We start from the raw sequence: 13,256 nt of genomic DNA on the forward strand, positions 1-13,256 counted from the left end.
CATTTTACAAAAAAGGAGCTGTTCGTATCGCAATCTATTCTGACACACGCATTGCCCACGGGCCTATACTATTTATATCGGGGCAAACACCACAACAAGAAGCTGAAACACCTGACGATATCTATACCCAAACGAAAATTGTGTTGCACAAAATTCAAATCATCTTGCAGCAACATGAGATCGATTGGTCTTCCATTGGAAAAATGACGGTTTTCATCACTGATGCCGCAGATTTAAGCGGATTAAGAGAAGCATTTACTGACATATTAGGTGAGACAAAGCCCGCGATGAGTCTAGTCGTGGTCGCTGGGTTGATTGATCCTTCTTTTAAAGTAGAGATCGACGCGCAAGCCGAATTGCCATTTAAACGATAGAACAATTGTAAAAAAACGACAGCACCTGCTTTACGTATACAAACAGATGCTGTCGTCTATTTTTGTGTATCTATTTGGCTTCAGTCATGCCCTCGAGGATACCGGCAATACCACGTCCAGTCAAATAAGCATTCTTCAACGTTTCCTCATGGTCCATTGCAGCTTTCAATGAGATTGGTCCTTGCTGAATACTCAAAACGGCCAATGCGAGTTGATCGATTTCCCCAATGTCACTTTGCCTTGATCCGCATATGACGATCACTGGGATACCCAACTCATGGGCCGTCGTGGCCACGCCAAAGGGCACCTTCCCTTGCTCTGTCTGATGGTCGATACGCCCTTCACCAGTTATGACCATGTCTGCTTGTGCGATTTTGTCTTTGAAACCAATCATCGCAGCAATCGTTTGAAAACCAGACTGCAGTTGACCTCCAGAAAGTAAAATGGCGCCACCCAATCCTCCAGCTGCGCCTGAACCAGATTTAGCCAAATTCAGCCTCTTTCTGTCATCTAGTTGTGCAACCAGCTTTTCTGCTCGTTGATTCAATCGTTGAATGGTTGCAGCTGATGCACCTTTTTGGGGGCCAAAAACGTTGGTAAATCCATTATCTCCCAAATATGGATTTGTCACATCGGCTAAGCCAATCATGTCAACAGATGAGAGGCGGGCATCAAGTCCTGTAAAATCGATCGTATCCGCCCAAAGCAATGGATTTGCTTCAACTTGCTGCTTTGGTTGAAGCACTGCACCGATTGCTTGCAGAAAGCCTAAGCCGCCATCGGAAGTAGCTGTTCCACCTAGTGTCAGATAGATTTGCTGTACATTTCTATTTAGAGCTGCTCGAACCATGATTCCTAAGCCATATGAAGTAGCATTCAATGTAGTATCATCTGTTTGTTCCACAAGATTGATCCCAATCACTGCTGCTGATTCAATCACGGCAATTTTTCTTCCATTGAACTTCGTCAGTAAAAAAACAGCGGTTATCTCTTTGCCTAACGGATCTTGCGTTGTTACTTCGATGTATTCACCGCCTAAACTGGCATGAATTGCCGCCATTGTGCCCTCTCCGCCATCAGCGATTGGCAGATTAATTTTGTCAACCGCATCAGAAAATCCTTGCAATACAGCTGTATTCAGTTCTTCTGATGTGGCACTCCCTTTGAAAGAATCTATTGCTGCCACTATTTTCATCCTTGATTCTCTTCCTTTCCAATAAATCTTACAGTCCAAAAACAACCATAAGTTCACTGTTACTCGTTAAAGTGAACAAATCATCTATTGTATAACCTCCGCTATCAAGGTACCATTTTATTATATCAAACAAATGCATTGACGGTACTTTATGGAACTACCGATTGGACATCAAATTGCTCACAGAGTAAAAAATCGCAAAAACGACATTGTCCTGCTTACTCCACAGGCAATGTCGTTTTTGCGGTTTTCTTGCTCTCAGCTGGCAAAGATTTTTGCTGTCGTTGTTCGATCTTCAACAATGTACGCATGAAGAAGGCGATCAGGTAAATGGAGATGGCGGAAATCAGCGCTTCTTTCCATGAAAATATCAGGAGATTCAACAATACGATGACCGCATTCGTCAACATCACACCTGTGGACTTGCGGATGCGATAGTACTTTTCCAACAACAATGGTGGAATCGTGACCCCTCCGTTTGATGCACCGATGCGATATAGTGAGTAAATACCTAAGCTAAAAAAGAAACTGCCCAAGACCAGTGATACGCCGTAAAAGCGAATCAACATCAATTCAGGCAATAGTGCCAGCATCACTGGGAAACTCAAACTGCCAATCAGCGTATTGACAAAGACGCGACGTTCCAATAAGAAATAAGTCAATAGCATCATGAGGAGATTGATGGACCAAACGATCAGATGTCGATTGATGCCCCAGCCTGTTTCGATCAAATAGCCGATCGATCCAACACCAGCAGATGCGATACTATGCGGTAGTAAGAATAAATTCAATGCCAGACAGATCCAAAAGACACCTAATAAGATCAGACTTTGTTTTTTGAGTATTGCATTCATCCAGAGCGCCTCCGATTCATCTATGATCAAGCAATAATAATGCTTCCCATCATTCTATCAAAAATGCAACAAAGAAAAGAATCAAATTTTTCATACTTCATTGAAAAATTTGATTCTTGTGTTTTATTCAGATGACGCCTCTAACAATCCCATGATTTCTGCGATAAATCGTTGACTGATCAAAGAGATCAGTCTATCGTTGCCTACTTGTTCGTCATAAGAAGGAGGATCGATGCATTTAACCAATAAATCAGACTCCTTTAACAATTGGACGGACATCTCTATATTTCTTTTCCATGCCTGATTCATCGGCACATGATGAGATGACTGGCTCATGGCAATCTGAACGGATTGAATGTCTGGTGTGATCGTGACTAACTGTTGTTTATCTAACAAGGTCATCGCTTCGATGATCCGCAACGTTGCTCTGGGATCTTGAATATCCAGCAAGACGACGCCAACACAATGACGCAAACATTTGACTAAGGGTTGCAGTGCAGTCAATTGTCCTTGATACTGTGCTACCTGTTCAAGTTCACTTGCTGGACCAGTCATTGGCTGTGCATCATACAAGACAAGATCCGTCATACAGATATCTTGCGCCTGCTGCCGAATCTCACGACCTAATCTGCTGGCTGCACCTATAATCGCTATCTTACCCATTTAAGTCCTTTCTGTTTTCGACAGTTTAGCGACTGCCTCTCGCTGGCGCAAGCGCTCTTCTGTTGGCAAAATATGTTCATCATAGTGTGCCAATTTAAATTCAAGACGTTCGACAGCTTCTGTCATGTCGCTGATTTTTTCTCTTAGAACGGCGATTTGATCCGCTAGTAGTTGCTTCCGTTCAGGAACTGTCTGTCGCCCTTCACTGAACAACGCCAGATAGTGTGTCAATCCGTCAATCGATAAACCAGCATTGCGCATTTGTCTGGTAAATTTGATCCACTTTAAATCTTCTTCATCGAAGGTCCGCACACCATTCTTATTACGCTTGACTGGCGGGATCAGGGCTATTTTTTCATAGTAGCGAATGGTGTCTGCGGAAACACCTGTCAATTCACTCACTTGTTTGATATTCATTCAAATCCCTCCGGTTTCTCAACATTTTTTGAAATCGTCTCTCATCCTCTAGATTATACCGCACCAACCACCGCGTGGGGAAGATAAGGTGCTTCCAAGTACATGATTTCATCCGCTGTCAGTTGCAGTTCCAAAGCAGGCAGTGCATCCAACAAATGGCTTTCTTTGGTCGCGCCGATGATTGGTGCAGCCACTTGTTCTTTTTGCAAGAGCCATGCCAGGGCAACTTGTGCCCGCTTGACTTGATGTTTCTCTGCCACTTCTGCGACACGACGGACGATCTCTTGGTCTTGATCCTGCGTATGGTCGTATTTCTCATGGGCCGTTTTGTCTGTCAAGAAGCGCTTCGTTTCAGCATCCCAATCTCTGGTCAACCGTCCAGCTGCCAGCGGGCTATATGGTGTAACTGCGACCTTTTGATCAGCGCATAGCGGCATCATTTCTCTTTCTTCTTCCCGATACAATAAGTTCAAATGATTCTGCATCGAAATGAATTTGGTCCATCCATGCTTGTCTGCCACCGCTTGCGCCTTGGCAAATTGCCATGCATACATTGCAGAAGCCCCGATATAACGAACTTTGCCCGATTGCACGAGTTCATGTAATGCTTGCATCGTTTCTTCAATAGGTGTGTGATAATCCCAACGATGAATGATATACAGATCGATATAATCCATTTGCAGCCGTTGCAAACTTTGTTCCACTTCATAGAAAATCGCTTTTCTTGATAAACCGCCACTGTTTGGCGCCTGTTTCATTTTTGAAAACAATTTAGTCGCTACCACGATTTCATCACGGGGCGCAAAATCATTCAATGCTTTGCCGACGATTTTTTCACTGGCACCATAAGAATAAATATTGGCAGTATCAAAAAAATTGATGCCTAAGTCAAGGGCTTTCTTGATGACTTTCCGACTCTCCTCTTCTTCTAATACCCACTCATGAAACCCACTGTTGGGATCACCAAACCCCATTGTCCCTAAACATAAACGTGATACATCCAATCCTGTGTTGCCTAATTTGATATAATCCATTGATATGACCCTCCTTTAGTGTTAACTTCAGCATACAGCTTGGAGTGGACTCTAAGTCAAGAGAAAGCGGATTATTTTTTCTAATAGGTTGCTTTTAATCACGATGCTTTTGCTATACTATGATCAGAAGTGTGCCAACATTTATTGAAAGGAGGCTATTATGACTTGCCCATTTTGTACCAACCAATCTTCGTTGCTAGAATCTGAGACTTTTTTCGTCATGTTCGATTGTTATCCTGTTTCTAAAGGACATTTATTATTGATCCCTAAAGCGCATCGTACCGATTATTTTGCATGAAGCATAGAAGAAAAAGATAGTCTCAGCCGGCTTCTTGAAGAGGTGAAATTGTTGCTGGACGATCTTTATCAACCAAGCGGTTACAATATTGGCTTCAATTGCGGTGCAGCTGCCGGACAAACTATCTTTCATTGTCACTGCCATCTGATCCCACGTTATGAGGGCGACGTCCCTCAACCACGGGGCGGTGTACGCGGGGTCATCCCGGCACATAAAGAATACCCCTTCAACGATTGATTCAGGTGGAATTAGTTCTTTTGATATCAATATGACATGAGTCGAAAAACAAAACAGACCAGTATCGACGGTTACTGGTCTGTTGCTTATTTATCAATGGCTGAATGATTCATCAAGCGATTGATATGCACACCTAAAAAGACAATTTCATTTTCAGGTATCTTTGTTTCGAACTCTTGGTCTAAAAATGCTTTGACCTTGGTTGCTACATCCATTGCATTGGGATATAAAGCCCACATTTGTCTATATAGCCCTTCGTCTGTTTCATGAGTGAGATCATTCAGAAAGAAGCGATCTGCAAAAAAGCGCACATGTGTGATAAACCGGCTATAATGGATCGAATTCGTGTTGACATCTTGCTGAATGGCATAGCGTACCAAATTGACTATGGTACTGATCAATTTGGCCTTGCGTAACCCATCTTGATTTTCTTCATTTCCAGATTGCGCATTGATCAAGTGAAAAGCAATATTGGATGCTTCTTCTGCCGGAAAAACTATCTGATATTTTTCCGCCAATAGCGCCATCGCTTTTTCTGCAACTTCAAATTCTGCAGCATAATAATTTTTGATTTCCCAATATAAGCGATTGGTGACGCTTAATCCTTTTTGTTGCCTTTCAACTGCAAAATGCAAGTGATCTGATAACGTCAAGTAAATCGTGGAGTTCAGCGTATACGGCAAGTAGTTTTCCGCAAGTTGAACAATGTCTTTCGTCATTTCGAAATAACGCAATGGAATTTCATCCACCAAAGCAGCAAACTGGCTAGATTTTGTTTCGGTGATTGGCAGAAAAACCTGATCAATGTCTGAATCATCGATTTTTTCTCCAGCTTTTTTGCCAAAACCGATTCCTTTGCCTAAAGCAATCATCTCTTGCCCCTGATTATCTATCAGAACGACACTTGAATTTAAAACTTTTTTGATTTGGATCATGCCGCTACGCTCCTCACCGATTAATCTGCCAAATTAGCACCATTTGTTGCAATTACTGCTTTGTACCAGTCGAATGAATCTTTTTTGATACGGTCATAAGAACCATTTCCTTCATCATCCGCATCAACATAGATAAATCCATAACGCTTGGACACTTGGGATGTGCCTGCACTGACCAAATCGATTGGTGCCCAACTCGTATACCCAATCAAATCTACGCCTTCATCAATCGCTTCTTTCATTTGTTGAAAATGCGCTTTGAAGTAGTCCATACGATAAGGATCATGTACTTGTCCATCTTCCAGCACATCTACTGCACCCATTCCATTCTCTACGATCATCAAAGGAACTTGATACCGATCATACAATTCAATCAATGAAATTTTCAATCCCTTGGGATCAATTTGCCAGCCCCATTCCGTAGAAGGCAAGTTGGGATTTTTGACACCTAGAACGGTATTGCCAGGTGTCCGTTCAGCATTAGGATCTCCCGATTCAGCCATTGACATATAGTAACTAAATGAAAGAAAATCAACCGTATGCTCTTTTAACATAGTGCGATCCTCAGGTGCCATCGCAATATGGATCCCTCTTTTTTCTAAATCACGTTCAATCAAGCGAGGATATTCGCCTTTCACTTGGACATCTGCGTAAAAGTCATTCTCTAAGTTTTTCTTTAATGTCAGTTCAACATCTAATGGCGCACAGGTCAAGGGATAGGTCATCAATTTTGTCATCATACAGCCTACTTGATTATCAGGGTTGATCTCATGGGCTGCTTTTGTCACCAAAGCACTTGCAACAAATTGATGGTGCAGTGCTTGATAAATATCTTGTTCTTCTTGTCCTGGGATACTCTGTTCTGGTATGATCCCAGCTGTGGTAAATGGATGACGATGAATACTATCGATTTCATTGAACGTCAACCAGTAGGTCACGTAGTCTTTGTATTCTTCAAAACAAACTTTGGCGAAACGAACAAAATCATTGATCACAGTTCGTTCAACCCAACCATTGTACTTTAAACTAAGCGCTAATGGCATCTCATAATGAGACAAGGTCACAATGGGTTGGATCCCTAAGCGTTTCATTTCTTTGAAGACGTCTCGATAAAAAGAAACGCCTGCTTCATTCGGTGTCTGCTCTTCTCCAGTCGGGAATAGCCGCGTCCATGCAATGGATAAGCGTAGAACTTTGAAACCCATCTCTGCAAAAAGCGCCAAATCTTCTTTATAACGATGATAGAAATCGATACCTCTGCGCTTTGGATAAATGGTATCCGTTTCATCGGCTATCGCTTCTTTGACTGCCGCCACAGTAACGCCCATATGCGCAGCAAAATTTTTGACATCTACAGTAGGTTTATACGTGGCAATATCAGCAACTGATAACCCTTTGCCATCCACATTCCACCCACCTTCTACTTGATTAGCGGCTATAGCCCCGCCCCATAGAAAGTCTTTTGGAAATTCACTATTCGTCATATTTGAAGTTCTCCTTTTTGTATCATTTTCGATTTAGGTTGTTCATCATAGAACTGGTGCAATGGAAAGCACACCTTCTTCAGGACTTCCAGTCGAAGGATCAATTGGTTCAATGACAAAATTTTCCTTATTGGTCACCACACAGATGACGGTTGTATCATAGCCTAGATCTTTGATGGCTTGAAGATCAAAATGAATCAAAGGTTGTCCTTTTTTCACGAAATCACCGGTGCTAACTGCAGCAGAAAAATATTTTCCTTCCAATTGAACCGTATCTATCCCAATATGGAATAACAATTCCGCCCCATTGTTTGTTTTTAAGCCAATTGCATGATTCGTTTCAAACAACATCGTGATCTCACCATCTTCTGGCGCTACCAACTCCCCATGATCAGGAATGATCCCGAATCCTTCCCCGATCATACCACTGGAGAAGACATCATCTTTTACTTCTGCTAATGAAATAACTTGTCCAGAAACTGGTTTGGCTAATACTTCTGATTTTGTATAGACATTTGCTTCTTGTTCAATGACCTTATCTTTAAATAAGAACAATACGAAAACAAACGAAGCAACAAATGATACCCCTAGGGTAACGAATGCCCAAATTAAATTCATAGGATTTGCTTCGTCAACGAACATCGTGATACTTGCAAGTCCTGGGCCAACTAATGCGAAACCTTTAATCGCAAAAATACCCGCAGTTGTACCACCAATCAAACTAGCAGCCATCACACCGTATAACACCCGCTTGTGTAATATCGTGACGCCATATAAAGCTGGTTCGGTGATACCAAAAAGTGCTGAAATACCAGCTGAGATTGCTGTTGAGCGGAGTTTTTGATCTTTGGTTCTAATCGCTACTGCAAAACAAGCACCTGATTCAGCAATATTGTGCGCCAATGAAGCCGGCAAGTACAACAGTTCCGCACCAAGTTCACTCATGGATGATACGGCATATGGAATCATCGCTTTATGCATACCAGTCACCACCATCAAAGGCAATACAGCAGCCAGCAACCCAGTTGCAACCCAACCTAGTTGCTCATATAGCCAGATAATGATCGCAGAAAAAACGGTCCCGACTTGAAAACCCAATGGGCCTAAGATCAATAAAGCAATCGGCACGGTAATCAGCAAACTCATCATTGGCACAAAGAAAATACGAATCGGTTTTGGCGAAAACTTCGTAAACCATTTTTCAATCTGCGCATAAAACAAGACCGTCAAAATCGCTGGAAATACTTGTGATGCATAAGCAATATTTTGCAAATCAAAGCCCACAAAAGTTGCACCTTCAGTCAGCATCGCTGTCATATCTGGTAATATCAAGGCACCAACGGCAGAAACTGCCACCAATTGATTGACCTTCAACTTATTCGCCGTAGTCATTGCCACCAATATCGGTAAGAAATACAAAGGGGCCCCACCAATCAAATTCAGCACTTGATAGGTCTGACTTTGATTGTCTAAAATACCAAGCAATGAAGCCAATAATAACATTGATTTTAATACACCACCCCCAGCAACTGCTGGAATCAAAGGTTGAAAGATCGAGATGATAAAATCAAGTAAGATCGCACTCCATGATTGTTTTTTGCCTTTTATTTCATCACTATGATCTAATTGATGACCCAAAATTTGCATCACTTCATCATAGACTTCAACAACGTCATTGCCAATAATCACTTGGCACTGAACATTTTGACGTACGCCGATCACACCATCAACTTTTTCTAATTGCTCTTTTTCCACCAATCCATCATCTTTCAATGTGAAGCGCAACCGAGTTGAGCAATGTTCCAAGTGTGCAATATTTTCTTTCCCGCCAACCAACGCAACGACGGATTTTGCCGTTTCCTTTTTATCCATGTTTCATTCTCCTTTTCTTTCATTTTTTTCTTTGTCGGCCCAACAAAGAAAAAAACAGACAGCACCTAATAAAACAATCGAAAAACCCAGCGGTTCTTCTTGCTTTATAGGTCCTGCCTGCATTACCAGTCACATGCCTGTTTATTAAATGCATAATAACACGTATCAATTGAAACCGCAATCATATTTTTTTATTTTCTTTTAGAAACATTCAATATTTGATACACTGGCATGAAGATACAAACTGATTTATGGAAGGTGATTTTAATGAACCCATTGACACACACGTTACACGTTGCCGTTCCTACTGCTTTTGACAAAAATGAAGGGCTAGACAGCCAAAAGACTATCGCTCATATGCTTCATTTACAAGACCAAGGGATCCGCTCTTTCTTGGTTTGCGGATCGACTGGCGAACAACATAGCCTATCTTTAGAAGAAAAAATTGATTTGGTCGATGCGCTTGCATCTGAAACGATGTTTGCCCATGATACTGAACTACTTTTTGGCGTAGCTGGAATTCGATACCAAGATACTCAAAAACTTGCTGAACATATTGCTCAGATACCAAAGATTGCCGGCATCGTTCTTGGTTTTCCTCCTTATCTTTGTCCAACCCAGCCAGAAGCGCTTGCTTATGCGAAAGGAGTCATCCCTACCGCAAACAAGCCCGTCATCTTGTATAACAATCCCCGTCGCACAGGTTTCGACTTGCATGATGACAGTCTGTTTGACTTAGCAAAAGAGCCATTGGTGGTAGGTTTGAAAGAAGCAGGAGATATCCAACGTATCCCGACGATCAAACCTCACCTTTCCCCTGATTTTCGCTTTTATGCTGGCGGTGAGCAAGGCTTGATCGAAAAGGTTCAACTAGGCTTTGGCGGTTTGTCCTCAATGGCAGGCAATCTCTGCCCGCAGGAGATCATCGATTGCTGGCAAGAACTTGCGGAAAGGAAAACTCTCGATCCTCACGCCCCTGCTTGGTTACGCATCACAGCCGCAGCCACGGGAGATCCGACCCATACGATCAGTTATTTGCCCTGGCTGAAACAACAATTATCATCTCCTGGATCCGACTTCGGTGTTTGCCGTGCACCATTCGGGATGACCAGCTCAGAGGGTGTTGATTTATGATCGATCAAAAATTAAAAACGTACATCGAACAGACGATTATCCCAATCTACCTCAAGTTTGATTCCAGCCATTCTCCAGCGCACGTGTATCAAGTAATCGAAAACAGCTTCGCTATTGCAGCGGATTTAACTGTCGATTTAGAGATGGTTTATACGGTTGCCGCGTATCACGATATCGGACTGTGTAACGGGCGAGAAAATCACGAAACAACATCAAAAGAAATCGTGCTGGCAGATGCTTTTTTATGCCGCTATTTTTCTGATAGCCAATTACAGATGCTTGGCGAAGCGGTGGAAGACCACCGTGCCTCACTGCCAACTGAGCCAAGATCTATCTATGGGAAGATCATCGCTGAAGCAGACCGAGATTTAGATTTCAAACGCATTTTGACCCGCACCCTAACGTATGCAATCAGCGTGAAAAAGCTAGACCATGTGGATGATTTGATGCAAGAAGCCTATCAGTATATCGCCGACAAATATGTCGTAAATCGTCGATTCCAACTTTGGCTACCTTACCAAAAAAACAGCGCAGGTTTAGCGGATATCACCAAACAGATTTATGATCCACAAACATTTGAAACGAGTTTCAGGGAAATCTATCAGCAACTCAAAAAAAGCGATCCTTTAGATTTTTCCTTAAAAGAAAAAACTAAAAAATCACTTGAAATGAATCGCTGGTGACTTATTGGTACCTTCTTAATCACTGATTGCACCAGACTGCTATCTTGATTGGCTGTCTGGTTTCTCTCTATATACAAATGAACAAAGAATACACGCAAAAACCAGTCCGCAGACTGGTTGAATTATTTTGCTGGTCGATAACCGGCTTTGACAGCTTCTGCTTCGGTTTTAAAATATTTGACCGGTTTGGTGGTCTGCTTATAATATTGACCGCCTGGTAAATGAAAAATTTTGGCAGAAGAACCTTTGATGGTGCCATTTCCTTTTGCATCAACATACTTTTTGGTCCCGTTATGAAATGGATTGGTCGTACTCCCGGGAGCCTTGCTGCCTTTTTTGACTAGCTTCACCTGAATGGCTTCAATTTGAAAATTTAAGCCAGAACTACCAGCTTGTGCGCCATTTTTGGTCCACCCTAGCCAGCCATATTGTGGAATATTGACGCGATAGTATACATCATATTTTTTGGCTAGATCTCCAGTTAACCGGATCTGGATGGCTTCCATACGCAAGTTTTTGCCAGTCGTCCCCGCGACTGTCCCATTTGCCCGATAGGTTTTGTCCCAGCCTTGCTTTTGAACATAGGCTTTGTATTCAATTTTGCCGCTGACTGTCGTATTACTGATCTTCAACTTAATTGCTTCTAGGCGCTTATTTTGACCAGTTGTACCTGAAGTTGTTCCATTTGATTTCCAACTTTGCCACCCCGTTTTTTGCAAAGAACTTTGGTAATCGACTGTAGGATTTGAAGCAGCTTGACCCGTGATCGGTGTGACGAAGAAAACAAACAACATAGAGAGAACCAACCATGATTTTTTCATTTAAACCCCTCCTTTTTTTAAATTTATTATCTCAGCTTCATAGCAAAAAAACAATCTATATTTAATGAATGACACAAGTAAATCGGTCGCCGTTTTTTTGATTTTTCAAGCAATTTATTTCTCATAGATTGGCCAACATGCTATTGTGATTTTATCAATTGATAAAATTTAGGAGGAATGTGTATGTTTTTGGCCATCAATGAAATTCGTCACTCGAAATTACGCTATGCCCTGGTTGCTGGGGTCATGTTTTTAATTGCTTATCTCGTCTTTTTTCTGACAGGATTGGCCTATGGGTTGGCACAAGACAATCGGACGGCTGTTGATCAATGGGATGCCTCGCAAATCGTTTTGAAGGAGGAAGCCAATGATAATCTGAATATGTCCATGATCCCCCGAAGCACCTTTGATGAGATCGATGCCGATGAAAAAGCCATACTGGCTCAAACTGCTGGCGTCGTGACCAAAGAAGACGGGAATGAAAAAATCAATGTCAGTTTCTTCGGCATTGATCCAGATCAATTTTTGACACCAACGATCACTGAGGGAAAGCTATTTTCTTCAGATGATGAAGCAGTCGCCGATCATAGTGTGGCCACGGAGTATGGACTTGCTATTGGCGATATTGTTCAATTGGCCGGCAATGATAAAGAACTGAAAATCGTGGGCTTTACCGAAGATGCCCGTTTCAATGTGGCGCCTGTCTTTTATACCTCGATTGGTGCGTATCAGGAAATCCGGTTTGAAACGCAAGACGATAGTGACCAAGCCAGAATCAATGCCATTGTGATTCGCGGGGATATCGATGCACTCCCAGACGACCTCGTCGCAACCTCGATCAGTGATTTCATCAACGAATTACCTGGATACAGTGCCCAAGTTTTGACCTTCGGCTTTATGATTGGTTTCTTGATCGTGATTGCAGCGATCGTGATTGGTATTTTTATCTATGTCTTAACGATGCAAAAAGCCGACATCTTTGGTGTCATGAAAGCTCAAGGCATTTCTAGCCGCTATATTTCATTTTCTGTTATCGCGCAAACTTTCTTACTAGCGGCTTGCGGTGTGCTTGCAGGTGTCGTGGTCACAGTCGGCACAGCCCTAGTGCTCCCTGCATCGGTGCCCTTTCAAATCAATTGGTTGTTTTATGTCATATTAAGTATGCTGATGATCGTGATCGCTATGATCGGTGCCTTCTTTTCTGTACGCACCATCGTCAAAATTGATCCGTTGAAAGCCATTGGATAGGAGGAAG

The 13,256-nt window shown here is 42.3% G+C and carries 15 protein-coding genes; 6 read left to right on the forward strand and 9 right to left on the reverse strand.

Annotation, left to right across the window (positions count from 1 at the left end; all coding sequences use genetic code 11):
- Positions 1–32 precede the first annotated feature (32 nt).
- Complete coding sequence (locus ACYVRS_RS05775) at positions 33–374, forward strand: RidA family protein (protein ID WP_461203127.1); 342 nt, start codon at positions 33–35, stop codon at positions 372–374.
- Between the two features lie 70 nt (positions 375–444).
- Here ACYVRS_RS05775 and ACYVRS_RS05780 read toward each other — a convergent pair whose 3' ends face one another.
- The 5 genes from ACYVRS_RS05780 to ACYVRS_RS05800 all read right to left on the reverse strand — a co-directional run bounded on the left by ACYVRS_RS05780 (position 445) and on the right by ACYVRS_RS05800 (position 4,537).
- A complete protein-coding gene (locus ACYVRS_RS05780; RefSeq protein WP_461197660.1) occupies positions 445–1,569 on the reverse strand; it encodes a glycerate kinase family protein in 1,125 nt (374 codons plus the stop codon).
- Between the two features lie 218 nt (positions 1,570–1,787).
- Entirely contained in the window at positions 1,788–2,423 is a 636-nt protein-coding gene (locus ACYVRS_RS05785) for a YitT family protein (protein WP_313540533.1), read from the reverse strand.
- Positions 2,424–2,546: 123 nt separating this feature from the next.
- Entirely contained in the window at positions 2,547–3,086 is a 540-nt protein-coding gene (locus ACYVRS_RS05790; protein ID WP_461202861.1) for a hypothetical protein, read from the reverse strand.
- Positions 3,087–3,503 carry a MerR family transcriptional regulator gene (locus tag ACYVRS_RS05795; protein WP_312499715.1) on the reverse strand — a complete coding sequence of 139 codons (417 nt, stop codon included), beginning with the start codon at positions 3,501–3,503 and terminating at the stop codon, positions 3,087–3,089.
- A gap of 53 nt (positions 3,504–3,556) precedes the next feature.
- Positions 3,557–4,537, reverse strand: coding sequence for an aldo/keto reductase (locus ACYVRS_RS05800; protein ID WP_461202863.1), 981 nt, complete (start codon positions 4,535–4,537; stop codon positions 3,557–3,559).
- Between the two features lie 160 nt (positions 4,538–4,697).
- On the opposite strand from ACYVRS_RS05800, the gene ACYVRS_RS05805 reads away from it, so the two are divergent.
- Complete coding sequence (locus ACYVRS_RS05805) at positions 4,698–4,835, forward strand: HIT family protein (RefSeq protein ID WP_461197664.1); 138 nt, start codon at positions 4,698–4,700, stop codon at positions 4,833–4,835.
- A 3-nt stretch (positions 4,836–4,838) separates the two neighbouring features.
- The gene (locus ACYVRS_RS05810) at positions 4,839–5,072 is read left to right on the forward strand and encodes an HIT family protein (RefSeq protein WP_461203128.1); all 234 of its coding nucleotides are present in this window, start codon (positions 4,839–4,841) and stop codon (positions 5,070–5,072) included.
- 86 nt (positions 5,073–5,158) lie between these two features.
- On the opposite strand, the gene ACYVRS_RS05815 is transcribed toward ACYVRS_RS05810, so the two are convergent.
- The 3 genes from ACYVRS_RS05815 to ACYVRS_RS05825 are packed head-to-tail and all read right to left on the reverse strand — an operon-like array spanning position 5,159 to position 9,363.
- Positions 5,159–6,007: a PRD domain-containing protein gene (locus tag ACYVRS_RS05815; protein WP_461202865.1), complete on the reverse strand. Its 849-nt coding sequence runs from the start codon at positions 6,005–6,007 to the stop codon at positions 5,159–5,161.
- Between the two features lie 20 nt (positions 6,008–6,027).
- Positions 6,028–7,491: a glycoside hydrolase family 1 protein gene (locus ACYVRS_RS05820; protein ID WP_461202867.1), complete on the reverse strand. Its 1,464-nt coding sequence runs from the start codon at positions 7,489–7,491 to the stop codon at positions 6,028–6,030.
- Between the two features lie 45 nt (positions 7,492–7,536).
- Positions 7,537–9,363, reverse strand: a complete 1,827-nt coding sequence (locus ACYVRS_RS05825) for a beta-glucoside-specific PTS transporter subunit IIABC (RefSeq protein ID WP_313540551.1) — start codon at positions 9,361–9,363, stop codon at positions 7,537–7,539.
- A 267-nt stretch (positions 9,364–9,630) separates the two neighbouring features.
- On the opposite strand from ACYVRS_RS05825, the gene ACYVRS_RS05830 reads away from it, so the two are divergent.
- Entirely contained in the window at positions 9,631–10,497 is an 867-nt protein-coding gene (locus ACYVRS_RS05830; protein WP_461197667.1) for a dihydrodipicolinate synthase family protein, read from the forward strand.
- On the forward strand, positions 10,494–11,180 hold the full coding sequence (locus ACYVRS_RS05835) for an HD domain-containing protein (RefSeq protein ID WP_461197668.1): 687 nt from the start codon (positions 10,494–10,496) through the stop codon (positions 11,178–11,180). The genes ACYVRS_RS05830 and ACYVRS_RS05835 overlap by 4 nt, the downstream gene beginning before the upstream one ends.
- Before the next feature lie 122 nt (positions 11,181–11,302).
- On the opposite strand, the gene ACYVRS_RS05840 is transcribed toward ACYVRS_RS05835, so the two are convergent.
- Entirely contained in the window at positions 11,303–12,001 is a 699-nt protein-coding gene (locus ACYVRS_RS05840) for a sunset domain-containing protein (protein ID WP_461202869.1), read from the reverse strand.
- A 183-nt stretch (positions 12,002–12,184) separates the two neighbouring features.
- On the opposite strand from ACYVRS_RS05840, the gene ACYVRS_RS05845 reads away from it, so the two are divergent.
- A complete protein-coding gene (locus tag ACYVRS_RS05845) occupies positions 12,185–13,249 on the forward strand; it encodes an ABC transporter permease (protein WP_461197670.1) in 1,065 nt (354 codons plus the stop codon).
- Positions 13,250–13,256: the final 7 nt, after the last annotated feature.

This window comes from Enterococcus salsurae (assembly GCF_054784955.1).